This window comes from Labrenzia sp. C1B70 (assembly GCF_000475395.1).
GTDB classification, from domain to species: domain Bacteria; phylum Pseudomonadota; class Alphaproteobacteria; order Rhizobiales; family Stappiaceae; genus Roseibium; species Roseibium algicola.
In genome coordinates, this window is record NZ_AXCE01000002.1 from 302,681 (window position 1) to 326,048 (window position 23,368).

Below are 23,368 nucleotides of genomic sequence, written 5' to 3' on the forward strand. Positions count from 1 at the left end.
CAGTTGCCGGTTCTGAAAAGGGCGGCCCGAAGGCCGCCCCTGAAAAGGTTCAGATCTCGAAGCCGCTCTGGCCGGCGATGTTTTTCAAGGCCCGTTCCGGCCGGGCGCCGACGTGGCTGATGACGCTCGCGGCGCACAGGCAACCAAGCTCGGTGGCTTCCGCGAGCTTGTAGTCGCGGGCAAGTCCGAACAGGAAGCCGGAGGCGAACAGGTCGCCGGCGCCTGTCAGGTCAACCACGTTGTCGACAGTCTGCGCGGGAACCTTGACAGTTTCCTCGCGGCTGATTGCCATCGCACCGTTCTCGCCGAGGGTCAGGGCGGTCAGGGCACCGGAGTCCCGGGCCGCATTTACCGCACTGTCCAGATCCGATGTTTCGTAAAGGGCCTTCAGCTCATGCTCGTTGGCAAACATCAAGTCGACGACACCATCGGTCAGAAGGGCCTGAAATTCGCTGCGGTAGCGGTCGACACAGAACGAGTCGGACAGGGTGATCGCGACCTGACGCCCGTTAGCATGCGCGATTTCCGCAGCTTTCAGGAACGCCTTCTTGGCGTCTGCCGGGTCCCACAGATAGCCTTCCATGTAGGTGACGGCTGCGGCGGCAACGACTTCCTCGTCAACATCGGCGATGCCGAATTCGGTGCATGCACCCAGATAGGTGTTCATCGTGCGTTCGCCGTCCGGCGTGATCAGGATCATCGACCGGGCGGTCGGCTTGCCTTCCTTGAGGCGGGGCGTGTTGAAATAGACGCCGGTGCCGTTCATGTCGTGATAATAGCTGTCGCCCAGTTCGTCCTCGGCAACCTTGCCGAAATAGGCAGGGCGTCCGCCGAGCGAGGCAATGCCAGCCGCCGTGTTGCCGGCGCTGCCGCCGGAAATGCGGACGGTCTGTCCCATCTTGTCGAACAGGCGTACTGCCTCGTCGGTGTCGATCAGGCGCATGGAGCCTTTGACGAGGTTTTCCTGAAGCAGGAAATCCTCTTCGACATGGGCGAAGACGTCGCAAATGGCATTGCCGATGCACAGGGCATCAAATCTTGTTTCAGTCATAGAGTTCCTCTGGTGGTGTCGGGTAGCCGCCGTTACGAGTAGGGATTGGGCCGGAGAGCACGGTTGGATTCCGGCTCCCTGATCTTGTCCCTGAACGGGCTTGCCCGGTAGACGCCGAGCATGTTCAGCTCGGCACAGAAGAAGGCCAGCTCCTCGAGCGCCAGGGCCACCTTCGGATCTTCCGGATGGCCTTCGACGTCCGCATAGAACATCGACGCGAAAAACTGCCCTTCAAGCTGATAGGATTCCAGCTTGGTCATGTTGACCCCGTTGGTGGCAAATCCTCCCAGGGCCTTGTAGAGCGCTGCCGGGACGTTGCGAACCCGGAAGATGAAAGTCGTGATGACCGGCTGGCCGTTGTGCGCGGCCTCCATCTTGTCGCGCGAGAGAATGACGAAGCGGGTCGTGTTGTGCGCCTCATCCTCCACATCCCGGCGCAGAATGTCCAGACCGTAGATTTCGGCGGCCATTTCCGGCGCAAGAGCGCCGACGCTGGGATCACCCAGCTCGGCGATCTGCCGGGCGGAGCCCGCGGTATCGCCGCCGACGACTGCCGTCAGGCCGAGTTCACGGATCACGTTCCGGCACTGGCCAAGGGCATGCACATGGCTTTGCACCTTTTTCAGATCTTCGATCTTTGCACCCTTGACCGCCATGAGCTGAAACCGGATCGGCATGAAATATTCGCCGATGATGTGCAGGTCCGATTTGGGCAGCAGATGATGAATGTCCGCGACGCGGCCGGCAACGGAGTTCTCGATCGGGATCATGGCAAGGTCTGCCGACCCGTCGGCCATGGCCGAAAAGCAGTCCTCGAAGGTGGCGCAGGGGATGGCTTCGTAATCGGGATAAACGCTCCGGCAGGCCATGTGCGAGTTGGCACCGGTTTCTCCCTGGAACACGATTCTTTTTCTGTCGGTCATATGTCTTTCCGCCTTTCGGCAGTCTTTCGTCAGTTTGTCTGATAGGCCGCCCGGGCTCGTTCCAGATCTTCGGGCGTGTTCACGTCCATCGGCGCGCTGTCGATGACGGAGGCATCAATCCGCATGCCCGCTTCCAGGGCCCGCAACTGCTCCAGCTTTTCACGCTGTTCCAGCGGCGAAGGCGGCAGCTGGACGAATTTCGCCAGGGCTGCCCTGCGGTAGGCATAGATGCCGATGTGGTGGTAGTACGGGCCGTCACCGTGCGGGGCGACGGCCCTGGTAAAGTAAAGCGCGCGATGATGGCCGTGGCCGTTGGGCGTGGTGACTGCCTTGACGAAATTCGGATCGTCCCGGAAGGCGGTATTGGTGAACTCGGTCATGATGGTGCCCAGGTCGACATCGGCAATGGCGAGCGGTGCAAAGGCCGCCCGGATGGCTTCCGGTGCGATCAGCGGTACATCGCCCTGCACGTTCAGGATGACATCGTGCTTTCCGTCCGGATCGATCAGTCCCGCTGCCTCGTGAATGCGATCGGATCCGGAGGCGTGGTCGGCACGCGTCATGACCGCCTTGCCGCCGTGGTCCTGCACCGCTTCGAAAATGTCCTTGTCGTCACATGCAACGGCCACCGGACCGATATCCGCGTTGCGAGCCTGTTCCAGAACACGCACGATCATGGGTTTTCCGCAGATGTCGGCAAGCGGTTTGCGCGGCAGTCGGGTGGCAGCGAGGCGGGCCGGGATTATCACAAGAGCAGCGGTCAATCGGGTCTCCATGGAGCCGGACGGGCGGAAGAAATGCAAAAAAACACGTGCCGCGTCCGTTTGTCGTATCAGATGCCCTTTTAAAGCTATGGACAGCAAGGTCAAAAAATTTGTAGGTTCCGGCAAAATTCGAAAAGCTGATAGGGGTCGCAGCGACGCTGCGGGCCCGGACGCGTATGAGCTTGGAGCCGGAGAGAATGGATTCCTTCACGCTGAACAAGGCCGCTGGTGCGGTACTGATGGTTCTGATTCTGACTATGGGTGTCGGCATTGTCTCCGACATCATCTTCCATCCGACGATCCCGGGTAAACCGGGTTATGAAATCGTCGTGGCGTCTGCAGAGGATAGCACCTCGGAAGTCGGCGCGGTTCCGGAAGTGGTGCCGATCTCCGAGCGTCTGGTCGAAGCATCTGCTGAAGACGGCGCGAAGGTGGCCAAGAAATGCGCCGCCTGCCACGACTTCACGCAGGGCGGTGCCAACAAGGTTGGCCCGGGTCTTTGGGATGTCGTCGGCCGCAAGCCGGGTTCCCACGAAGGTTTCGGCTATTCTTCCGCAATGACCGCATTCGGTGAAGAAAATCCGGAGTGGACCTACGAAGAGCTGGATCACTTCCTGGAGTCCCCGAAGAACTTCATCTCCGGCACCACGATGGGTTTTGCCGGTCTGCGTAAACCGGAAGACCGGGCAGACCTGATTGCCTACCTGCGTGAACAGGCCGATTCGCCTGCACCGCTGCCGACCGAGTAAAATCTCGTCGACATCGCAGACGTGACTTGAATTGTAGAGAAGCCGGGTTAACTACCCGGCTTTTTTATTTGATTTATAAGAAAAATTAACAAATCTTACGTTACGTAGTTCTGTTGAAAGTGGGCTAAGGTCGGGCAAGGACCCTATGGGCATCAACTTGACGAGGAATGTATTTTCTAAGTCGAATGGAACGTGGATCGCTTCCATCGTTGCTGCCGTCTGTTTTCTCGCTGGTATCGCCGTCACTGCGCACGTCGGTCAACTGGTTCGCAACGAACTTGTTTCCCAGCACAAACGTCAGGCCGTCGCCTCGCTCTCCGAAGCGCGGGCGCGCCTTGAAGGCGAAATCAACCGGACAGTGGCCCACGGTCTCGGGATCCGGGCCTATGTGTCCCAGTTCGTCGAACAGCCATTCGATATGGAAGACTACCGGGAAATCGCGGTCGAACTGATCGAGGAAAATCCGTCCATCCGCTCTATCGGCCTGGCACCCAACAACATTCTTCGCGCGGTGTTTCCGCTGGAGCCAAACCAGGCGGCGCTCGGTCTGAACTACCGCATGAACACGGCGCAGTGGCCCGCAATCCAGCAGGCAATGGTGACGCGTGAAGTCGTTATTGCAGGCCCACTGGAACTTGTGCAGGGGGGCAGGGCCCTCCTGATCCGAATTCCCATCTTTCCAGCCAGCTTCCTTGGGCAACCGCTCAAGGAACGCAGTTACTGGGGTGTCGCCACCCTGGTGCTGGACGAAGAGGGCATGATGAAGACTGCCGGCATCACGGATGTCATCAACGGCATCCGTATCGGCCTTGTGAACCGGAGCGCGGTTGCCTCCAACAACATGATTTTTGGCAGCCAGTCTCTCCTTGAAAAGGACCATGTGTCCCTGCCTCTGCATCTTCCCGGCGGTCTGAACTGGGAGCTTGTCGGCCTTCCGGAGGCCGGCTGGTCGAGCACGGGCAACCAGGTCTGGATCACGCAACTCGTCGGCAGCCTGATCTCGCTTGTCTTTGGCGCCATGGCGTTTCTGTTGATCAGCGAAGTCTACAAGGTTCGCTCCATGGCGCTGCATGACCCGCTGACAGGACTGGCGAACCGGCGCCTGCTGGAAGACCGCATGCACCAGCTTGCCGCCATGTGCGAGCGCAGTGGCGCGGGCTTCGAGATTTTTTACGTCGATCTGGATGCCTTCAAGCCGGTCAACGACAACTATGGTCACGCAGTTGGCGATCAGCTTCTGATCGAGGTCGGGCAGCGGCTGCAGAACCAGATCCGGCAGACGGATACCGTCGCCAGGGTCGGTGGCGACGAGTTCATCGTGTTGACGCCAGGCAACATGCGGCGCCAGGAGAAGGACACCTTTCTCAATCGACTTGGTGAGCGTGTGACCGAGGCTTTCGAGTATTCGGGTGCCCGTATCGACGTGAAGGCCAGTATTGGTTCTGCAAGCTATCCCGGCGATGCCGCTACGGTGGAAGATTTACTTAGGGTTGCTGACGGTAGAATGTACGCGCAAAAGGCAAAGTCCAAGAGAAATTCACAGGATATTCCCGGAAACGGCCTCCCCCAGACAGGTTAAATTTCTGTCATCTCGGCAGCCAGCAGGTGACGCAGGGCCAACAGGTCCCTACACTGATTCTCTAAACCCGTGATTTGGGTTCAGGAACCGGAAGGGGACGGAGAAGCCGATGGTGTTCAAATGGCATGTAGGGAAGCGGGCCGCAGCTGGGCTTGCACTGGCAAGTGTGGTGGTGATGTCGGGGATCGGATCCGTACCGGCTGTCGCAGCTGAACCGGAATGGCATCATGCGGCCGCCCTCAACGGAACACCTAAATACGGCGCCGATGCCAGGCATTTCGATTACGTCAATCCCGATGCCCCCAAGGGCGGCACGGTTCGGCTAGCCGCCAGCGGCGGTTTCGATACGTTCAACATTCTGGCGCAGAAGGGCAATATCGCCCCCGGCATCCTGAATATCTACGAAAGCCTGATGGAGCCTTCTCTGGACGAAGAGGACATCAGTGCCCAATACGGTGTCTTGGCCGAAGCGGTCCGCTTTCCCGACGACTATTCCTGGGTCGAATATAGGCTCAACCCGGATGCAAGGTGGCATGACGGCGAGCCGGTAACCGCCGACGATGTCATCTGGTCGTTTGAAAAGTCCATCGAGCTGGACCCGCAGCGCAAGTACTACTTCCAGAATGTCCAGAAGTCCGAGATTGTCGGCGATGGCACCGTGCGTTTCACCTTTGATGTCAGCGGAAACCGCGAGCTTCCCAAGATCATGGGCCAGCTGACTGTCCTGCCCAGACACTGGTGGGAAGGCACGAACAGCAAGGGAGAACAGCGTGACATCTCCCGCACCACTCTGGAGCCGCCACTCGGTTCCGGTGCCTACAAGATGAAAGAGTTCTCGCCCAACCGTCAGGTGATCTACGAGCGCGTGCCGGACTATTGGGGAAAGGACCTGCCGATCCGCGTCGGAACCGATAATTTCGAGGAGATCCGTTACATCTCCTTCCTCGATGATTCCGTGCAGTTCGAAGCCTTCAAGGGTGACCAGTACGACTTCCATACCGAGCGCAGCTCGAGCCAGTGGGCCAAGCGCTACGACTTCCCAGCCATCAAGGATGGCCGGGTGGTGAAGGAAATCTTCCCGGACAAGTCCAGGGGCGTCATGCAGGGCTTCTTCCTGAACCAGCGCCGTGAAAAATTCCAGAACCCTGATGTCCGTCAGGCATTGAACTATGCCTACGATTTCGAAACCACCAACGAGATCGTTTCCGCCAATCTTCTCAAGAGGGTCAATTCCTATTTCGCCGGCACGGAGCTGGCATCCAGCGGTCTGCCGCAGGGCAAGGAGTTGGAGATCCTGGAGGAAGTGCGGGACATGGTGCCGCCCGAAGTCTTCACGGAAGAATTCAAGAACCCGGTTGGCGGCAATCCGCAGAACGTGCGCGCGAACCTGCGTGAAGCCGTCAAGTTGCTCCGCAAGGCCGGCTATGAGCTGAAAGACCGCAAGATGGTCGATCCGAAAACCGGCGAACAGCTCAGCATCGAATTCCTCTACCGTGACAAGGCCAGCGAACGCACTCTTCTGCCGTATTCGCAGAACCTGGAAGCCATCGGCATCAAGCCGATCCTGCGTCTGGTCGATACGTCGCAGTTCGTCAATCGTGTCCGCAGCCGTGATTTCGACACCGTGGTCCTGGCGATCGGCCAGTCCCTGTCGCCCGGAAACGAGCAGCGGGAGTACTGGGGGTCTGAATCTGCTGATAACGAAAGTTCGGCCAACTATGCCGGCATCAAGAACCCCGCGATCGACAAGCTGATCGACAAGGTCATCTTTGCCGAAGACCGGGAAACGCTGGTGGCTGCCACCCGCGCGCTCGACCGCGTGTTGCTGTGGAACCATTATGTGGTGCCGCAGTTCTATTCCGACGAAACTCGCACGGCACGCTGGAACCGCTTCGGCCATCCGCAACAGATGCCGGAATACAGCACCGGGTTCCCGACCATCTGGTGGTACGACGAGGCCCTGGCCGCCAAGACGGGAGCTGCGCGATGAGTGGGGCTCTGACGACTTCCCGGCGCCGTTTCCTGCAAATGAGCAGCGCCGCGGCGTTTGCGTCGGCAGCACCCTGGCCGGTGTCCACGGCCTTCGCGTCACAAACCGCCTATCCGGACGGTCCCGTACACGGCCTGTCCGTGTTCGGCGATCTGAAATACGGACCGGACTTCACCCAGTTCGACTATGTCAACCGGCTGGCTCCGAAAGGCGGAACGTTCTCGTTTCAGGCGCCTTACTGGTACTTCAACCAGAATGTCCTGACCTATAACACTTTCAATGCCTTTATCCTGAAAGGCGATGCCCCGCCCCGCATGGAGCTGTGTTTCGACACCTTGATGGTGCGCGCTTACGATGAGCCGGACGCGGTCTACGGCCTGCTGGCGGAAACGGTAAAGGTGTCGGAGGACGGCAACGTCTTCACGTTCAGTCTGAGGCCTGAAGCCAGATTTCACGACGGCTCCAAACTGACTGCAGAGGACGTCGCCTTTTCGCTGCTGCTTCTGAAAGCCGATGGTCACCCCATGCTCAGCCAGCCGTTGTCGTCATTGAAGGACGCGGTCATTCTGGACGACCACAAGGTCGCGCTGCAGTTCGACGGCTCGCAGTCGCGCAACCTGCCGCTCGTCGTTGCGGCCGATTATCCGATCTTTTCCAAGCGGTATTACACCGCCTACGATTTCAAGCAATCGACCCTGACACCGCCCCTGTCCTCCGGTCCCTACAAGGTCGGAAAACACGCCGTCGGTCACTATGTCGAATACCACCAGGTCGAAAACTACTGGGCAAAGGATCTGCCGGTCAGGGTCGGGCACTGCAATTTCGCGGTTATACGGGTGGAGTTCTACCGTGAACGCCAGACGGCATTCGAAGCCTTCAAGAAGGGCAAGACGTTCTACCGCGAGGAATTCACGTCCAAGAACTGGGCGACGGAGTACAATTTTCCGGCTGTGGAAGAAGGCAAGGTCATCCGCCGCGAGTTTCCCGATGGCCGACCGTCAGGGGCGCAGGGCTGGTTCATCAACACCCGGCTCGACAAGTTCAAGGACCCGCGCGTGCGCGAGGCTCTTGGATACGCCTTCGATTTCGAATGGTCGAACCAGAACCTGTTCTACGGGCTTTATACGAGAACCCAGTCCTTCTTCGAAAACTCCGACATGAAGGCGGAGGGGATGCCCTCGACCGCGGAGCTTGCGTTGCTGGAGCCCTTCCGGGACCAGTTGCCGGAGGCTGTCTTCGGCGAAGCGGTGATGCAGCCCGTCAGCGATGGATCCGGCAATGACCGCAAGCTGCTGAAACGGGCGAGCGAACTTCTGGCCGAAGCCGGGTTTACCCGGAAAGGCACCGACCTGATCGGCCCGGACGGAAATCAGCTGACGATCGAATTCCTGAACAACACCGCCGCTTACGAACGGATCGTCAATCCGATGATCAAGAACCTGGAACGGCTCGGCATCAAGGCGAGCCTGCGGATCGTCGATCCGGCGCAATATGAGGCCAGGCTCAACGACTACGACTTTGATATCGCCAGCCGCAGGCTCAGCCTTTCGCCGACACTGTCGGATACCATACGCGAGATGTGGGGCTCCAAGGCGGCGACAATTCCGGGCACCTACAACACATCCGGCATATCCAGCCCGGTTGTCGATGCGCTGATCGACAAGGCCATCGCGGCGACAACGCGCGATGAGATGACCAACGCGGCGCGGGCCCTCGACCGCGTGTTGCGGGCCGGTCATTACTGGATCCCGCAATGGTTCAAGAACGTCCACACTGTTGCCATGTGGGATGTCTACGGCTTTCCCGAAGAAACTCCGCGCTACTTCTTCCCGGTTGAAGAACTGTGGTGGATAGACAAGGAAAAGGCGGAAAAACTCGGCAAAGCCGGGTAATATTTCCAGCGAAACCTCGGGCCCGCTCCAGAAGGCCAAGACAAAAGGGACTGCACACACTCCATGGGCGCCTACATCCTCCGCCGCTTGCTGCTGATGATACCGACGCTGGTCGGGATCATGGCAATCAACTTCGTCATCATCCAGTTTGCGCCAGGTGGTCCGGTCGAGCGGGTCATTGCCCAGTTGCAGGGAACGGACGTTTCGGCGACATCACGCATCAGCGGTGGTGGCAGCGACATGCTGGGGGGCGGCAACGACGCCTCCGGTGGCAGTGGTGGCGCAACTGCAGACTCGGCCAGTTCGAAATATCGCGGTGCCCAGGGGCTTGACCCGGAATTCATCAAGGAACTGGAAGCGCAGTTCGGTTTCGACAAGCCGCCGCTGGAACGCTTCCTGAAGATGCTGGGCGACTATGCCCGCTTCGATTTCGGTGAAAGCTATTTCCGCGATATCAAGATCATCGATCTGATTGCCGAAAAACTGCCGGTTTCGATCTCGCTCGGCCTCTGGATGACGTTGATATCCTACGCGGTGTCGATACCGCTCGGGATCCGCAAGGCCGTTTCGGACGGTTCGCGGTTCGACGTCTGGACCTCCGGTGTCATCGTCGTGGCTTACGCCATACCGGGCTTTCTCTTTGCGGTTCTCTTGATCGTGCTTTTCGCCGGCGGGTCCTTCTGGGATATCTTTCCCTTGCGGGGGCTGGTGTCTGACAATTGGGAACAGCTCTCGTGGCCTGCCCGGATCGCCGACTATTTCTGGCACCTTGCCCTGCCCTTGACGGCCATGGCTCTGTCGGCCTTTGCCACCACCACCTTGCTGACCAAGAACTCGTTCCTGGATGAAATCCGCAAGCAATACGTGATCACCGCAAGGGCAAAGGGACTGACGGAAAGCCAGGTGCTTTACGGACATGTGTTCCGCAACGCCATGCTGATCGTGGTGGCCGGTTTTCCGGGGGCCTTCATCTCGTCCTTCTTTGCCGGCTCGCTCCTCATCGAGACGATCTTCTCGCTCGATGGCCTGGGATTGCTCAGTTTTGAATCGGTGATCAATCGCGACTACGCGGTTGTTTTCGCAACCCTCTACATCTTCTCGCTCATGGGCCTTCTGGTGAACCTCATTTCCGACCTGACCTACACCTGGATCGATCCGCGGATCGACTTCGAAAGCAGGGAGGTCTGATCGATGGCGACCGATTCAGACAGTGATGCAGGAAGTGCAAACTACGAGACCGGCAGTGGCGGACATGAGGCTGGCGGATATGAAGCCGAAAGCCGCGAGCGGTCCAGGGCGGCCTACTTCGAAGCAGCTGTAACGGATGATCGCGAGGCGTTTGTCGTCCCGGCAAAGGGTTCCAAGGCACGCCTCTCGCCGATAAACCAGCGGCGACTGGTGAACTTCAAGGCCAACAGGCGCGGATATTGGTCGCTTTGGATCTTCCTGGTGCTGTTCGTCATGGCCATGCTGGCAGAATTCCTGACCAATGATCGGCCGATCCTTGTTTCCTACAACGGCGAATTGCTGGCGCCGGTCTTCGTCGACTACCCGGAAGAAAAGTTCGGCGGCTTCCTGGCGGTGACCGACTACCGCGATCCGTTCATCCAGGAAGAGATCAGCGCCAACGGCTGGATGCTGTGGCCGCCGGTGCGTTATTCCTACCGATCGGTCAACAATGATATTCCGGTCCCGGCACCCGCACCTCCCTCCTGGACGATGGACAAGGAAAAGCGTTGCTCGCGCTATCCGCTTGGCGCGGAAGATCCCAATTGCGTCATGGGCAACTGGAACTGGCTCGGTACGGACGACCAGGGCCGGGATGTGCTTGCGCGTCTCGTCTACGGCTTCCGGATTTCCGTGCTGTTCGGCCTGGCGCTGACGCTGGCATCCTCCGTCATCGGCATCGCGGCAGGGGCCGTGCAGGGCTATTATGGCGGCTGGACCGATCTCCTGTTCCAGCGTTTCATCGAGATCTGGACAGCGGTGCCAACGCTTTACCTCATCCTGATCGTGTCGTCGTTTCTGGTGCCCGGCTTCTGGACCCTTTTCACCATCCTGCTGGCATTTTCCTGGGTGGCACTCGTGGGTGTCGTGCGCGCGGAATTCCTGCGCGGCCGGAACCTGGAATACATATCCGCAGCCCGGGCACTCGGCGTTTCCAATCCGGTGATCATGTGGCGGCACCTGCTTCCCAACGCCATGGTGGCGACGCTTACCTTCATGCCGTTCATTCTCAACGGTTCGATTTCCACCCTGACGGCGCTGGATTTCCTCGGCTTCGGCCTGCCGCCAGGGTCGGCATCACTTGGCGAACTGCTGGCGCAGGGCAAGAACAACCTTCAGGCGCCCTGGCTCGGGATCACCGGATTCATGGTCATTTCACTGATGTTGAGCCTGTTGATCTTTATCGGCGAGGCAGTGCGTGATGCGTTCGACCCGCGCAAGAGTCTGGGGTGAGGAACACAAGATGACAAAAGAAACGCTCCTCTCCGTAGAAGACCTGTCCGTCGCCTTTTCCCAAGGCGGCAGCAAGAACCTTGCGGTCGACCGGATCACCTTCGACATCAAGAAGGGTGAGACCGTCGCACTGGTGGGGGAAAGCGGCTCGGGTAAGTCCGTAACCGCTCAGTCGATCTTGCGGCTTCTGCCTTATCCCGCAGCCTCGCACCCCTCCGGCAGGATCCTGATGAACGGTCAGGATCTTCTGGCGGTTGAAGAAGCCGAACTGCGCAAGGTACGCGGCAACGGCATCTCGATGATTTTCCAGGAACCGATGACCTCGCTCAATCCGCTGCACTCGGTGGAAAAGCAGGTTTCGGAAATTCTGAAGATCCACCGGGGCATGAGCGATACAAAGGCGCGTGAGCGCGTGCTGGAACTGCTCAACCAGGTGGGTATCCGCGATCCTGAAAAACGTCTCAACTCCTATCCGCACCAGCTTTCCGGCGGCCAGCGCCAGCGCGTGATGATTGCCATGTCGCTGGCCAACGAACCGGATCTGCTGATTGCCGACGAACCGACGACGGCGCTCGACGTCACGGTTCAGGCGCAGATCCTGGAGTTGCTGAAGGACCTTCAGCGCCGCCACGGCATGGCAATGCTGTTCATTACCCACGACCTTGGGATCGTGCGCAAGTTCGCCGACCGGGTCTGCGTGATGACCAAGGGCAAGATCGTCGAGCAGGGACCGGTCGCCGATATCTTCGACCGGCCGCAGCACGCCTACACCAAGCACCTTCTCACCGCGGAGCCCAAGGGCGAACCACCGGCGACGGACAAGAGCAAGCCGATTGTCGTTCAGGCAGATGATCTGAAGGTGTGGTTCCCGGTCAAGCGGGGCTTCCTGCGCAAGACCGTCGACCACATCAAGGCGGTGGACGGGATCGATGTGGAAGTGCGGCAGGGCCAGACGCTCGGGATCGTCGGCGAAAGCGGATCGGGCAAGACAACACTCGGTCTTGCGATCCTGCGCATGATTTCCTCCACCGGGCGGATTGCCTTCAACGGTGCCGAAATCCAGAAGAATTCCTGGAAGGAAATGCGCCCGCTGCGCCGGGACATGCAGATCGTGTTTCAGGATCCCTTTGGTGCGCTGAGCCCGCGCATGTCGGTGGCTGAAATCGTCGGTGAGGGACTGCAGGTGCATTTCCCCGGTATTTCGGCCGATGAGCGCGACCGCAAGGTCGCCAAGGCCCTGGAGGAAGTCGGGCTCGATGCGTCCACCCGGCATCGCTATCCGCATGAATTCTCAGGCGGCCAGCGTCAGCGCATCTCCATCGCACGGGCCATGGTTCTTGAGCCGAAGTTCGTCATGCTGGACGAGCCGACTTCAGCCCTCGACATGAGTGTCCAGGCCCAGGTGGTCGATCTGTTGCGAGATCTGCAGAAGGCGCACGGTCTTGCCTATCTGTTCATTTCACACGACCTGAAGGTTGTCCGCGCCCTGGCCAACGAGGTTATCGTCATGCGGCAGGGCAAGGTGGTGGAACAGGGCGCCTCCGAACAGATCTTCGATGCGCCCCGGACTGATTACACCAAGGCCCTGATGGCTGCCGCCTTCCGCCTGGAAGCCGCACCGGAAGGTGTGGTGAGCGCGTAATCCTGTTGGACCGGGCAGGGCACATGCGCTGCCTCGTCCAAAGGTGTGCCGTCTGCCGGTCTCGACGGACGGACAGTGCACTCGCTTGAGCCGTTATCCTTCAGTAGCGGCGCGGGCGTCCGTACAGCGCGGCAGGCCACCATCGACGCCGTACTTGCCGTCAGCCATCTGTTCCTCAAGATCGACATCGCGCAGCAGTGGTATGTAGCCGCCCAGCTCATCCGCTTTCAGATAGGTGCTGACGAGGATACGCGCGGGCCGGTGCTCGAAAGCAAGGCAGCCGTCGACGCCGACTTCCATATTGCCTTCGATCTCGTCCCGTTCAGCCTTGTCCATTGTCAGAAGATACGTCTGAAAGGCCTTGAAGGCGGGGATCTTGTCGTTGGGTAGCCGGTAGATCGCAATCCGCCGGCCTTCCTGCAGTTCGGCGCTCAGCTCCGCCCGCTCGGCCTTGGACGATACGCGGACGAAAGCAAGTTTCTCCTCCATAACCAGCTTGCCGGTCTTCTTGTCCTTCACCGTCAGCATCATGCGTGCTCCGCCTTCCGGGATACGGATGCTGGCCGGATATCGGACGGCAACTCGCAAGCCTGCCGGGTTGGTTTTCAGAAGGTCGAAGTTTGCCAGTTTGACCATGGTGGCAACTGGAACATGACTGCAGGCAGCCAACAGAAACAGGGGCAGGCAAAGCATAACCGCAAGCAGTGAGCGGCTTGAAAAAGTGGTCGACATGGGAAGTGCGTTTCGATCCTAAGACAGGAATGTGTGATTGTCCGTGGCAAGGGTGGGCAAGGTCTGGGGTGACCTTGCCCGCTTCCCCGGTCATGAACAGGGCGGGATCGAGTTCTCGAGGTCGTTGCGGCTTGAAGCCTGCGTGTTTCGCAGGTCGAAATTCTCCGCCAGAGCCACGAAGGTCTCCAGTTCCGATGTCTTGAGATAAGTCGAAATCAGCATTTCGCCGGTATCGTCAGCATCGAGCTTGCAGCCGGTGACGTCGATCGACAGGGATCCGCCAATCGTTTGCTGACGAGACTGGGGCATGGCCAGATACTTGGCCTGCAGTGCTCGCAATTCAGCTACCTGTTTTGCCGGGATCCGATACACAGTCACCACGTTTTCCGGTGCCTCCGTACGCACTTCAGCTGCCTGTTCGCCGGTTGTGGTCCTTTGCAGCTCGATCCGCTTTTCCTGGACAACGCGCCCCGTTTCCTTGTCGGACAGGACAACATGAACCGTTGCGGCTCCATCTGGAACCTTCATTCTGTCGGGATGACGGACCGCTAGCCGGAAGAGGTTCGGGTCGGTCGTGGCGGGATTGAACCGGTCGAGTGGGTCCGCAAAGGACGATGCGGTGCCAAAGGCCGTCAGAAAAAGAGCAATAAGAAGGGTTCTCGCGCGCACCCGAGGGTTCGCGCCGCAAGACGACAAAACAGACATGTGGAGTGGCTCCAATTTAAGTTGCAGCGATTAATTATCGTAAAACAATAAAAAATAAAAGCAGAAAATATATGCAACGCACACGGCATCAGGCCTTTGGCTGGTCGTAACCAAAGGGGAAACTGGGAATTCCAGCTGAAAACTTTGTGTTTTGAATGTCCTGCAGGCGGTGACCGGGCGTGTCAGCGTTCCGGCATCGACCAGTCGTCCGGCTGCTTCTTGCGTTCGCGCAGCCTGAGGGCAAGACCGATTGAAACGCCAACGCCGATGGCGACGGTCAGATCGATCAGGACCGTCAGGATCAGCGTGGTCAACAGCAACATGCGGTCGGCCATCGGGGCGCTCAGATAAGATTTCCACTTGTGCGGTTCGCTCATGCTCCAGGCAGTGAGAACCAGCAAGGCCGCCATGGCGGGCAAGGCAAGGTATCCGGCCAGGGGGGCGGCAACCAGCATGATCAGCAAGATGGCAAGCGCATGCACCAGCCCGGATACCGGCGTCTTGCCACCGGCACGGACGTTTGTGGCCGTGCGGGCAATGGCACCGGTGGCCGGAAGGCCGCCAAAAAGGGCAGACGCGATATTGGCGGTTCCCTGTGCCAGCATCTCGGCGTTGGGGCGGTGGCTTCCTTCGATCATCCTGTCGGCCACCATCGCGGACAGAAGTGATTCCACGCCGGCAAGGAACGCGATCACGATGGCGGAGGGAAACAGCTCCACGACCCGCTCGACAGTGACGCTCGGCAGCGCCGGAAGTGGCAGCGTGTTGGGCAGGGCACCGAAGCGCGAGGCTATGGTCTCTACCGGCAGGGTGGCCAGAACGACAGCCAGCGAGGCCAGTGACACGGCAACGATCAGCCCCGGAAAGGCCGGAGCCATCCGGCGCAGGGTGACGATCATCACCAGCGTGACCAGGGCAAGTCCGCTGGCGGCCAGCGAGGCGGTGTCACGTGCCTCCCAGAGAACGGGAAGTTTTTCCAGAAAGTCCGCCGGTACCTCGGAGATCTGAAGGCCGAAGAAATCCTTGATCTGGCTGGAGGCGATGATGATCGCGATGCCGATGGTGAACCCGTTGACCACGGCTTCCGGCACATAGCGGATCAGCCTGCCGATCCGGAAATACCCGCCGATCAATAGCAGTATGCCTGCCATGAAGGTTGCCAGCACCAGCCCGTCGTAACCGTGATCGGCAATGACGCCGTAAACCACCACGATGAAAGCGCCGGTCGGCCCGCCAATCTGCACCCGGCTGCCGCCAAGAAGCGAGATGAAGAACCCGCCGACAATCGCCGTCACCAGCCCTTTCGCTGGATCGGCCCCCGAAGCAATGGCGATCGCCAGGCTGAGCGGCAGGGCAACCATGGCAACGGTGATCCCGGCGACGAGGTCGGCACGGAAGAGCGGCAGGGAATAATCCTGCAATGTGGTAACGATCTTGGGGAGCCGCATGAAGGCACCGGAGAAGCAGTAAGGAAGGATGTGGACACAGTCTTCCGCACTGCACGCCCAAAATCAACTGTTTGTTGAAACGGGCATCCCGCGGCGCTTGGTCACGGGATACTTCTACCTGGAAACAGCAGTTTTGTGGGCATCTTGAAAAACAACCCAGGAGAGTGGACAGGGTGTGTTCTAGCCGACCCAGCAAGTCGCGAAGAAGCCGTTCTTCTCCTGGTCCTTGCCGATGGATCGACGGGTCTTGAAGCCGATCAGGCCATCGGCGCCCCCCACGTCATGCCCCAGTCCCTCAAGCCTCTGCTGAAGGTTCCGTACCGCGCCTCTGGTTGTTTCCTTCATCGGTTTCCAGTCGCCGACAAAACCGCTGTTGTTGCCATACCTGTCCGCCAGGTGACCGACGAAGAGCGCATAGGTGTCGCTCTCGTTGTAGTCCTTGATGACGTAGAAGTTTTCCGTGGCAATGAAGGCTGGGCCGTAGCGGCCGGCAGGCAGCAGGATGTTCCCCGGCCGGTTGACCTCGTTGGCAGGAAAAGGCTTGCCGCTGACGCGCTTGACGCCTTCACGCACGAAGTCGGAAATCTTCTGGCGGTTGTCCGGACCTTCCCGCGTACATGAGACGTTGTCGGGAAGATGGACTTCATATCCCCAGTCGCGGTCAGCTACCCAGCCATGTGCCGAGAGATAATGGGCAATGGAGGCCATCGTGTCGATGTCGGAGGTCCAGATGTTACGCTTGCCGTCACCGTCGAAATCGACCGCATACTTCCAGAAGGAAGACGGCAGAAACTGTGGTTGTCCCATGGCTCCACCCCAGGAACTTTTCATGCCCTGCCTGGATACATCGCCATTTTGCAGGATCTTCAATCCGGCGATCAATTCGCCTTTGAAGAAGTCCGGCCTCTGGCCCATGAAGGCCTGCGTCGCCAGAACGCGGATCGCGTCATAGGGGATCTTGGCCCCGCCATAGCCTGATTCCCTTGCCCAGATGGCCAGGATGATCCGGCTGGGTACACCGTATTTCGCTTCGATCCGCGACAGCACGGCCGCGTGTTTCTGCATCAGCGATCGCCCGCGCGGCACAAGGGCGTTGAATTGGCTGTCTCGGAAGTAGCGGCTTGGGGAACCGAACTCGGCCTGAAAGTTGATCTTGGGCGGCGTGCCCTTGCCGCCCGGCCCGACCAGCCCCGGCAGGGAAGTGTCGGGTGTCAGACCTTTCAGTTCCCGGTCGAGAGTTGCCTGGGAGATGCCTTGCTGGCGCGCCGCCGGAGCAACTTCTGAAGACAGGAACTGCCGGAATTGGGCATCATATTGACCCGCGTTGGCGGGCAGGAATGTAACGGCGAGGCAGCTCAGGGTCGCAAGAACAAGCTTCGGCAAACGGCAGATCACATCGGGCTCCCGGATCACGACAGGTCGGGGCAGCCTAACATGTTCCGGGTCTTCGTCCGACCGTGCTTAAAGGTCTGTCCAAGCCAAATTGCGCCCGGCCTGGCTCATCAGCCAGGATTTCTCGAAGCGGTACCAGCTGCCGCCGCGTCTCTGGTCATGATGGCGGGAAATCGGTGTGGCCATCAGATGGCACATCAGCAAGGTGCCGACGGCGCCATGACCGACGAACAGGACCGGGTCTTCCTCGGGAATGTGGCGCAGGGCGCTTTTAACACCATTGACGATCCGGTCCTGGGCGTCGATCGCACGTTCCCAGCCGCGAACGGAGTGATGCGGATCGGCAAAGAAAAGATCTGCAGTCTGCTCGAACTCTTCAGGTGGCAGAAAGCCGGTCGCACTCCGGTCATTCTCGTGCAGGAACGGAAGCGACCGCTGAAAGACGCGGAGGCGGCCGGAGAAGACCTGCGCGGTATCAAGCGCCTTCTTTTCGGCACTGGAGATTACCTGTCGGATGTCCTTGGCAAACGGCAGGACAGTGGCTTTCGCCGCACGCTCCCGGCCCGTATCCGACAGGCCCCACTCGGGAACGGGAACGTCCGGGTCGATAAGGACTTCCGGATGGGTCAGGTAAGCGCACCAGGTCATCAGAGCGTTCCGTCGAGCCAGCCCTTGATCAGTTCAAAGGCGATTGAAATCGAAGGCGGTATCTTGTGACCCTCGGGATGCGTATCGGCCAGCATTTGCCGCACTTCGTCCCGGTCGCACCACTTGCAGGCTTCCAGCTCGTCGTCCTCGATGGCGATGTCGAAGGAGGTCGCCTTGCCGATACAGCCGAGCATCAGGTTTGCCGGAAACGGCCAGGGCTGGTTGGCAATCAGGCGGACGTCGCCAACAATGATCCCGCTTTCCTCCAGCGTTTCGCGCCGCACGGCCTGTTCGATTGTTTCTCCCGGTTCCATGAAACCGGCAAGCGTGGTGTAAATGCCCTCCGGAAGTCGGGCCGGGCGGCCCAGCAGGGCCTTGTCTCCGCTCTCGTCGGTAATCAGCATGATGACACAGGGGTCTGTGCGCGGAAAATGCTGGCCGCCACAGGACGGGCAATCGCGACGGTATCCGGCTTCGGACAGATGGCTTTTCTCGCCGCAGCGCGAACAGAACTGATGCGTGCGATGCCAGTGGATCAGGGCGCGGGCCTGGGCAAGTGCGCCCATGTCCTGCGGTGCAAAAGCGTTCTGCAGGGCAAGGGTGCGCAAGTCGATAAGCTGAAGGTCCGTGCGATCCGCAAGGTCTTCGTCTGTCGCGGGCAAGGCCGTTGCGAACAGGGCCTCGCCGTTTTCCGGGCGCAGTCCCAGGAAAATCATCTCCTCCCGCACGGCCCCGAGCGAAAGGGCCACCTCCAGCCGATGCCCGACGGTAAGGTTTCCGCCCGCGACAAAGACCAAAGTCCGGTCCGTCGACAGCACGATGCGCGTATCGGGCTTTTCCAGAAGACTTGCCAGATAGGCGATATCGCCACGCCGTGTCGATTGCCGGTCAAGCGTGTTGCCGAGGAAACTCATTTCCATGGCCAGGGAACCGGCTGGGTTGGCGTTCATTTCAAAGTCCTTGGAAGAGAAAAGGGCGGGAGGTCAATCGATGCTGGTTCTTCACGTAGTGCATTTTTCAGTTCGGAGAAACTGCTTCCTGCCGGTGCCGCCGATCACATCTGAATGCAGATTGAAACAGCTACGAGGCAGGATGTTGGACCGGTCCGGCAATCAGTCGTCGTCACCGGCAAGGGTATCCCGCAACTTCTCGATCAGGGTTTCCACCCTGTCGTGGGAATACTCCTGCGCCGGAACCGCACCCCAGACCGGCCCGGGCCAGGCCGGATCGTCCCGATAACGGGCGATCACATGGACATGCAGTTGGGACACCTGATTGCCGAGAGCGCCGACATTCAGCTTCTCGCAGTCGGTCACTTCGCGCAGCACCCGGCTGGCCAGGGCGATTTCTCGCATCAACTGCATCTGGTCGGCCTCCTCCAGATCGATGATCTCGACGAGGTCCGACTGGCGCGGAATGAGCAGCAGCCAGGGATAGTTGGCATCTTTCAGCAAACGGACGGTGCACAGCGTCAGATCGCTGACGAAGTAGCTGTCGCCTTCGAGACGGGCATTGAGGGCAAAGGATGACATGAAACACTCCGGGCAGAATTTCCCGAAGGCTACACGCTTCGTGGCGGGTTTGGGAGTGTGATTTCCCGGCGAACAAAAAACCGTGTTGCCCTCTTGCCAAACCCCATCCTTCTTCTGATATAAGGCCCTCGGGAGGTTGGTGGTGGACGAGCCACTCGCCAACCGGGTCAGGTCCGGAAGGAAGCAGCCCTAACGAGCCTCGGCACGGGTCGCCGTGCCAGCCTCCCACCCTATCCAAAGCATCAGCTTTACCAAAAAGCACCGCCGGTTCTCCGCGGTGCTTTTTTGTTTTTCGGGCTAGGGCTCTCCGCATCTCAAATCGACAAGTTGACTTACATGGTACATTGGTACCATGATAACATCATGGAGAAATCAGTTGAGCGCGTTCAAACCGGTGTGCGCCTGGAAAAACGGTTGCTGAAGGTCCTGAAAGGGCTCGCCGAACATCTGGACATCAGTCTTGGCGACCTGATCGAGGGCATGGCGCTGCATGCTTTTGAGAACAAGCCGCCGTTTTCGAAGGAGACGCTGGACAAGATCCGGCAACTCAAGAGCGTTTACGACCTCGATCTGAGCGCGGCCGACAGCCACAAACTGAAGGACGAAACAAATGCCGGAGCTTAGGGATTACGCGCAGCTTTCCGATCGCTTCGAAGCTGGCCAGCTGGATGCAAAAGGCTTCAGCCATGTGGACCATATCGGCGTTGCCTGCCAGATGCTGCAGAAGTACGAGTTTCTGGAAGCGGCTTGCCGATATGGCAACGCCTTGCGTGGCCTTGCCTCCAGAGCAGGCGTGCCGGAGAAATTCAACACCACCATCACCCTGGCCTTCCTGGGCATCTTGTCGGAGCGGATGGCCGAGACGCCGCATGAAACCTTCGGCGAATTTCTTGCCAAGAACCCGGATCTCAGCTCAAGGGCGTTGATGGCAACGTGGTATTCGGACGCGCGGCTTGGGTCGCCAGGCGCAAGGCAACGGTTTTTGTTGCCGGACAGATATCAGGGTTGAGGAAATAGGATAACTACTGCGGTTTCCTGCTCAGGCGCTTGGCGTTTGCGCGGACACGCTTCGCATAGGGCCGTGTGCCCTTTGCCGCGATTGATTGCCCACCCAGCCAGTACCGCTGAAACGACGTCATTCCATCACGTAGCAGCGCCCTGTTCATGGCCAGCGCGCTTTCCGTCGCAGCTGCAGCCTTTTCGCTGATCATCCGATGAAGCTCCGGATTGGTCCAGGCCGTGCCCGCCGCAAGGTTTGCGGTCCAGTTCTGGCAGCGCAGGGTGATGACGACAGGCGCCTGGAACCAGAGGCTGAACAGGTCGTGCGAGAGTTTTCCAGACATATCGTCTCCCTGATGAAAACCGGCTGAAAATAACGGCCGGCAGTTACTCAATGCGTGGCTTGGGCAAAGGGTTCCCTGAAGGTATTGCGGCCCGGGGCAGTCCGACGCACAAAAACTTTCAAAAGCCCGTCCCACTTTTCGAAAAAATGGTTATGGTGCGGCTCATGGACGAGACAGGCTTTTCCGAAAGTGACGGCGGGCAGACGCCGGGGTTGATGGCGGATCAGGGCGCGGTGAAACCGGCGACCGACGATGGTGCTTACCGCGTTCTTGCGCGCAAGTACCGGCCGAAGACGTTTGAGGATCTGGTCGGCCAGGAGCCGATGGTGCAGACGCTGGAAAATGCGTTTGAAACCGGGCGGATTGCGCAGGCCTGGATGCTGACCGGGGTGCGCGGCGTTGGCAAGACCACCACCGCCCGCATCCTCGCGCGGGGCCTAAACTACGAAGTGCCGGGCGTTGCCGACAAGCCGACGGTGAAGCTCACCCAGGAAGGCACGCACTGCAAGGCCATCATGGAAGGCCGCCATGTCGACGTCATCGAGATGGACGCCGCCTCCCACACCGGCATCAACGATATTCGCGAAATCATCGATGCGGCCCGCTACCGCCCGGCAACGGCGCGCTACAAGGTCTACATCATCGACGAAGTGCACATGCTTTCGAACGCCGCCTTCAACGGTCTGCTGAAGACCCTTGAAGAGCCGCCGGAGCACGTGAAGTTCATCTTCGCGACGACGGAGATCCGCAAGGTACCGATCACGGTCCTGTCGCGCTGCCAGCGTTTCGACCTGCGCCGGATCGAACAATCCAAGCTGATCGGTCTGCTGCGCCGGATCTCCGATGCCGAGGGCATCCAGATTTCCGACGAAGCCCTGATGCTGATTGCCCGTGCGGGGGAGGGATCGGCGCGCGATTCCCTGTCCCTGCTCGATCAGGCCATGGCCCATGGCGCCGGCGCCATCGAGGCGGAAGACCTGCGTCAGATGCTGGGTCTTGCGGACCGTGCCCGGGTGATAGACCTTTTCGGCCACATCATGGCCGGCCGGATCGAGGACGCCCTGGGCGAACTGCAGGCGCAATATGAGGTAGGTGCGGATCCGGCCATCGTGCTGACGGATCTGGCGGACTTCACGCACCTTGTCACGCGCATGAAGGTTGCGCCGAAATCGGCTGACGAAGCGTCCGTGACCGAAGCTGAACGGGCGCGCGGCCGTGAGTTTGCAGAGCAGATTTCCGTTCGGCTTCTGTCCCGCGCCTGGCAGATCCTCTTGAAGGGTGTCCAGGAAGTTCAGTCCGCGTCCAAGCCACTGGCCGCTGCCGACATGGTGTTGGTGCGCCTTGCCTATGCCGCGGACCTGCCGGATCCGGGCGACCTGATGGCACAGATCAAGAATGGCCAGAACCCGTTTGGCGGTGCGGCACCATCTGGTGGTGGCGGAGCACCTGCCGGTGGTGGCGGTGGTACATCTGCCATGGCTGTCGGCATGAACTACGCGCCTGGCAGTTCAGGCAGTGGCCCGACCATGCAGGCAAGCGCCCGTCCTCAGCTCTCGGCCATCCAGGGTGGCAGGCCCGCGCCTCAGGGAGTGCCGCAAGCCGCGCCCGAACCGCAGGCTCAGCCGGCGTATAATCTCAAGAGCCTCTACGATTGCGCCGCCCTTGCGTCCGAGAAGGGCGACATTCCGTTCAAGGTCAAGATCCAGCGCCTCATGCGTCTGGTGAAATTCGAACCCGGCAAGATCGAGATCCAGCCGACGGACGACGCCCCGGCCGATATCGCCGGCGAGTTCGGCCGCAAACTGACCGAATGGACCGGACAGCGCTGGTTTGTCGTGGTTTCCCGCAATCAGGGACGCCCGACCATCCACGAGGAGCAGGAGGCCAACCAGCAGCAACTCCTGTCCGACGCGAAGTCGCACCCAACCGTTGCTGCCCTGCTGGCGCAGTTCCCGGGTGCCCGTGTTGTCGACGTGAAGGTTCAGGTTACCGAAGAAGACGACGCTGCTCTGGCCGACCCGATGGTCAGCGATCCGCTCCTGAGCGAAGCGCTCGGGGATGACGAAGACGATTGATCCGCGCTTCTTGTTCTTCTAAATGCAGTTCCCAGATAGGTAAGGTCGCGGAAATCCGCGCCATGTGAGGGTTTGGAAGGAGTCGTTCCATGGATTTCCTCAAGATGATGAAACAGGCCAAGCAAATGCAGGAGCAGATGGGCTCGCTGCAGGAGCAGATCGTTGAGATCGAGGCCGAAGGCTCGGCCGGTGGCGGCCTGGTCACCGTGCGTCTCAACGGCAAGAGCGATCTGAAGTCGCTGTCGATCGATCCGTCTCTTCTGAAGGAAGAGGAAAAGGAGATCCTTGAGGATCTGCTGATTGCTGCCCACACCGAAGCCCGTGCCAAGGTCGAGCAGGCAATTCAGGAAAAGACCCAGGAACTGATGGGTGGTCTGGGCCTGCCTGCCGGCATGAAACTGCCGTTCTGATACCAACTGAAGTGCGTGGCGGCCGTAAGGGCC

Annotated in this window: 22 protein-coding genes and 1 other RNA gene; 12 read left to right on the forward strand and 11 right to left on the reverse strand. The window is 59.7% G+C overall.

Annotation, left to right across the window (positions count from 1 at the left end; genetic code table 11):
• Positions 1-49 precede the first annotated feature (49 nt).
• Genes Q666_RS36045 through Q666_RS36055 form a run of 3 tightly spaced genes read right to left on the reverse strand, consistent with a single transcriptional unit; the run spans position 50 to position 2,750 of the window.
• Positions 50-1,051: an adenosine kinase gene (locus tag Q666_RS36045; RefSeq protein WP_022999064.1), complete on the reverse strand. Its 1,002-nt coding sequence runs from the start codon at positions 1,049-1,051 to the stop codon at positions 50-52.
• A gap of 32 nt (positions 1,052-1,083) precedes the next feature.
• Positions 1,084-1,974 carry a prephenate dehydratase gene (locus Q666_RS36050; RefSeq protein WP_022999063.1) on the reverse strand — a complete coding sequence of 297 codons (891 nt, stop codon included), beginning with the start codon at positions 1,972-1,974 and terminating at the stop codon, positions 1,084-1,086.
• A gap of 29 nt (positions 1,975-2,003) precedes the next feature.
• Positions 2,004-2,750: a 3-deoxy-manno-octulosonate cytidylyltransferase gene (locus Q666_RS36055; RefSeq protein ID WP_022999062.1), complete on the reverse strand. Its 747-nt coding sequence runs from the start codon at positions 2,748-2,750 to the stop codon at positions 2,004-2,006.
• Between the two features lie 185 nt (positions 2,751-2,935).
• Between Q666_RS36055 and Q666_RS36060 the strand changes: the two genes are divergently transcribed.
• The 7 genes from Q666_RS36060 (at position 2,936) to Q666_RS36090 (ending at position 13,050) form a co-directional block, all read left to right on the forward strand.
• Positions 2,936-3,487, forward strand: coding sequence for a cytochrome c family protein (locus tag Q666_RS36060; RefSeq protein ID WP_022999061.1), 552 nt, complete (start codon positions 2,936-2,938; stop codon positions 3,485-3,487).
• Positions 3,488-3,644: 157 nt separating this feature from the next.
• Positions 3,645-5,066, forward strand: a complete 1,422-nt coding sequence (locus tag Q666_RS36065) for a diguanylate cyclase (protein WP_208992167.1) — start codon at positions 3,645-3,647, stop codon at positions 5,064-5,066.
• 109 nt (positions 5,067-5,175) lie between these two features.
• A complete protein-coding gene (locus tag Q666_RS36070) occupies positions 5,176-7,056 on the forward strand; it encodes an extracellular solute-binding protein (RefSeq protein WP_022999059.1) in 1,881 nt (626 codons plus the stop codon).
• Positions 7,053-8,948 carry an extracellular solute-binding protein gene (locus Q666_RS36075; RefSeq protein ID WP_031268690.1) on the forward strand — a complete coding sequence of 632 codons (1,896 nt, stop codon included), beginning with the start codon at positions 7,053-7,055 and terminating at the stop codon, positions 8,946-8,948. The genes Q666_RS36070 and Q666_RS36075 overlap by 4 nt, the downstream gene beginning before the upstream one ends.
• Positions 8,949-9,011: 63 nt before the next feature.
• Positions 9,012-10,136 (forward strand): microcin C ABC transporter permease YejB, encoded by a 1,125-nt coding sequence (locus tag Q666_RS36080; protein WP_022999057.1) that lies wholly within the window; start codon positions 9,012-9,014, stop codon positions 10,134-10,136.
• Between the two features lie 3 nt (positions 10,137-10,139).
• Entirely contained in the window at positions 10,140-11,408 is a 1,269-nt protein-coding gene (locus tag Q666_RS36085) for an ABC transporter permease (RefSeq protein ID WP_022999056.1), read from the forward strand.
• A 10-nt stretch (positions 11,409-11,418) separates the two neighbouring features.
• Positions 11,419-13,050: an ABC transporter ATP-binding protein gene (locus Q666_RS36090; protein WP_031268688.1), complete on the forward strand. Its 1,632-nt coding sequence runs from the start codon at positions 11,419-11,421 to the stop codon at positions 13,048-13,050.
• A 93-nt stretch (positions 13,051-13,143) separates the two neighbouring features.
• Here the strand turns inward: Q666_RS36090 and Q666_RS36095 are convergent, their stop codons facing one another.
• From Q666_RS36095 to Q666_RS36125, 7 genes are all read right to left on the reverse strand, one after another.
• Positions 13,144-13,782 (reverse strand): hypothetical protein, encoded by a 639-nt coding sequence (locus Q666_RS36095; protein ID WP_022999054.1) that lies wholly within the window; start codon positions 13,780-13,782, stop codon positions 13,144-13,146.
• 90 nt (positions 13,783-13,872) lie between these two features.
• Positions 13,873-14,487: a hypothetical protein gene (locus tag Q666_RS36100; RefSeq protein WP_152533252.1), complete on the reverse strand. Its 615-nt coding sequence runs from the start codon at positions 14,485-14,487 to the stop codon at positions 13,873-13,875.
• Between the two features lie 182 nt (positions 14,488-14,669).
• A complete protein-coding gene (locus tag Q666_RS36105) occupies positions 14,670-15,935 on the reverse strand; it encodes a SulP family inorganic anion transporter (protein ID WP_022999052.1) in 1,266 nt (421 codons plus the stop codon).
• A gap of 180 nt (positions 15,936-16,115) precedes the next feature.
• A complete protein-coding gene (locus tag Q666_RS36110; RefSeq protein ID WP_031268687.1) occupies positions 16,116-17,330 on the reverse strand; it encodes a lytic murein transglycosylase in 1,215 nt (404 codons plus the stop codon).
• A gap of 66 nt (positions 17,331-17,396) precedes the next feature.
• Positions 17,397-17,975, reverse strand: a complete 579-nt coding sequence (locus tag Q666_RS36115) for a histidine phosphatase family protein (RefSeq protein ID WP_022999050.1) — start codon at positions 17,973-17,975, stop codon at positions 17,397-17,399.
• A complete protein-coding gene (gene nudC, locus Q666_RS36120; protein ID WP_022999049.1) occupies positions 17,975-18,925 on the reverse strand; it encodes an NAD(+) diphosphatase in 951 nt (316 codons plus the stop codon). Before nudC ends, Q666_RS36115 begins: the two co-directional genes overlap by 1 nt.
• Positions 18,926-19,087: 162 nt before the next feature.
• A complete protein-coding gene (locus tag Q666_RS36125) occupies positions 19,088-19,507 on the reverse strand; it encodes an HIT family protein (RefSeq protein ID WP_022999048.1) in 420 nt (139 codons plus the stop codon).
• 131 nt (positions 19,508-19,638) lie between these two features.
• On the opposite strand from Q666_RS36125, the gene ffs reads away from it, so the two are divergent.
• The 3 genes from ffs to Q666_RS36135 all read left to right on the forward strand — a co-directional run bounded on the left by ffs (position 19,639) and on the right by Q666_RS36135 (position 20,516).
• Positions 19,639-19,736, forward strand: an RNA gene (ffs, locus tag Q666_RS65415) — signal recognition particle sRNA small type.
• A 134-nt stretch (positions 19,737-19,870) separates the two neighbouring features.
• The gene (locus Q666_RS36130) at positions 19,871-20,131 is read left to right on the forward strand and encodes a hypothetical protein (RefSeq protein ID WP_022999047.1); all 261 of its coding nucleotides are present in this window, start codon (positions 19,871-19,873) and stop codon (positions 20,129-20,131) included.
• Positions 20,118-20,516, forward strand: coding sequence for a hypothetical protein (locus Q666_RS36135; RefSeq protein WP_022999046.1), 399 nt, complete (start codon positions 20,118-20,120; stop codon positions 20,514-20,516). Before Q666_RS36130 ends, Q666_RS36135 begins: the two co-directional genes overlap by 14 nt.
• Before the next feature lie 13 nt (positions 20,517-20,529).
• On the opposite strand, the gene Q666_RS36140 is transcribed toward Q666_RS36135, so the two are convergent.
• On the reverse strand, positions 20,530-20,850 hold the full coding sequence (locus tag Q666_RS36140; protein WP_022999045.1) for a hypothetical protein: 321 nt from the start codon (positions 20,848-20,850) through the stop codon (positions 20,530-20,532).
• A 215-nt stretch (positions 20,851-21,065) separates the two neighbouring features.
• On the opposite strand from Q666_RS36140, the gene Q666_RS36145 reads away from it, so the two are divergent.
• Both Q666_RS36145 and Q666_RS36150 read left to right on the forward strand, forming a co-directional pair.
• Positions 21,066-22,925: a DNA polymerase III subunit gamma/tau gene (locus Q666_RS36145; protein WP_208993823.1), complete on the forward strand. Its 1,860-nt coding sequence runs from the start codon at positions 21,066-21,068 to the stop codon at positions 22,923-22,925.
• Positions 22,926-23,014: 89 nt separating this feature from the next.
• Positions 23,015-23,335, forward strand: coding sequence for a YbaB/EbfC family nucleoid-associated protein (locus Q666_RS36150; RefSeq protein WP_006935456.1), 321 nt, complete (start codon positions 23,015-23,017; stop codon positions 23,333-23,335).
• Positions 23,336-23,368 lie beyond the last annotated feature (33 nt).

Excerpts from the sequence above, each read along its gene's own strand:
- Q666_RS36045 (WP_022999064.1), bottom strand. The coding sequence starts at position 1,051 with ATGACTGAAACAAGATTTGATGCCCTGTGCATCGGCAATGCCATTTGC.
- Q666_RS36050 (WP_022999063.1), bottom strand. The coding sequence starts at position 1,974 with ATGACCGACAGAAAAAGAATCGTGTTCCAGGGAGAAACCGGTGCCAAC.
- Q666_RS36055 (WP_022999062.1), bottom strand. The coding sequence starts at position 2,750 with ATGGAGACCCGATTGACCGCTGCTCTTGTGATAATCCCGGCCCGCCTC.
- Q666_RS36060 (WP_022999061.1), top strand. The coding sequence starts at position 2,936 with ATGGATTCCTTCACGCTGAACAAGGCCGCTGGTGCGGTACTGATGGTT.
- Q666_RS36070 (WP_022999059.1), top strand. The coding sequence starts at position 5,176 with ATGGTGTTCAAATGGCATGTAGGGAAGCGGGCCGCAGCTGGGCTTGCA.
- Q666_RS36075 (WP_031268690.1), top strand. The coding sequence starts at position 7,053 with ATGAGTGGGGCTCTGACGACTTCCCGGCGCCGTTTCCTGCAAATGAGC.
- Q666_RS36080 (WP_022999057.1), top strand. The coding sequence starts at position 9,012 with ATGGGCGCCTACATCCTCCGCCGCTTGCTGCTGATGATACCGACGCTG.
- Q666_RS36085 (WP_022999056.1), top strand. The coding sequence starts at position 10,140 with ATGGCGACCGATTCAGACAGTGATGCAGGAAGTGCAAACTACGAGACC.
- Q666_RS36090 (WP_031268688.1), top strand. The coding sequence starts at position 11,419 with ATGACAAAAGAAACGCTCCTCTCCGTAGAAGACCTGTCCGTCGCCTTT.
- Q666_RS36095 (WP_022999054.1), bottom strand. The coding sequence starts at position 13,782 with ATGTCGACCACTTTTTCAAGCCGCTCACTGCTTGCGGTTATGCTTTGC.
- Q666_RS36100 (WP_152533252.1), bottom strand. The coding sequence starts at position 14,487 with ATGTCTGTTTTGTCGTCTTGCGGCGCGAACCCTCGGGTGCGCGCGAGA.
- Q666_RS36105 (WP_022999052.1), bottom strand. The coding sequence starts at position 15,935 with ATGCGGCTCCCCAAGATCGTTACCACATTGCAGGATTATTCCCTGCCG.
- Q666_RS36115 (WP_022999050.1), bottom strand. The coding sequence starts at position 17,975 with ATGACCTGGTGCGCTTACCTGACCCATCCGGAAGTCCTTATCGACCCG.
- nudC (WP_022999049.1), bottom strand. The coding sequence starts at position 18,925 with ATGAACGCCAACCCAGCCGGTTCCCTGGCCATGGAAATGAGTTTCCTC.
- Q666_RS36125 (WP_022999048.1), bottom strand. The coding sequence starts at position 19,507 with ATGTCATCCTTTGCCCTCAATGCCCGTCTCGAAGGCGACAGCTACTTC.
- Q666_RS36130 (WP_022999047.1), top strand. The coding sequence starts at position 19,871 with ATGGAGAAATCAGTTGAGCGCGTTCAAACCGGTGTGCGCCTGGAAAAA.
- Q666_RS36135 (WP_022999046.1), top strand. The coding sequence starts at position 20,118 with ATGCCGGAGCTTAGGGATTACGCGCAGCTTTCCGATCGCTTCGAAGCT.
- Q666_RS36140 (WP_022999045.1), bottom strand. The coding sequence starts at position 20,850 with ATGTCTGGAAAACTCTCGCACGACCTGTTCAGCCTCTGGTTCCAGGCG.
- Q666_RS36145 (WP_208993823.1), top strand. The coding sequence starts at position 21,066 with ATGGCGGATCAGGGCGCGGTGAAACCGGCGACCGACGATGGTGCTTAC.
- Q666_RS36150 (WP_006935456.1), top strand. The coding sequence starts at position 23,015 with ATGGATTTCCTCAAGATGATGAAACAGGCCAAGCAAATGCAGGAGCAG.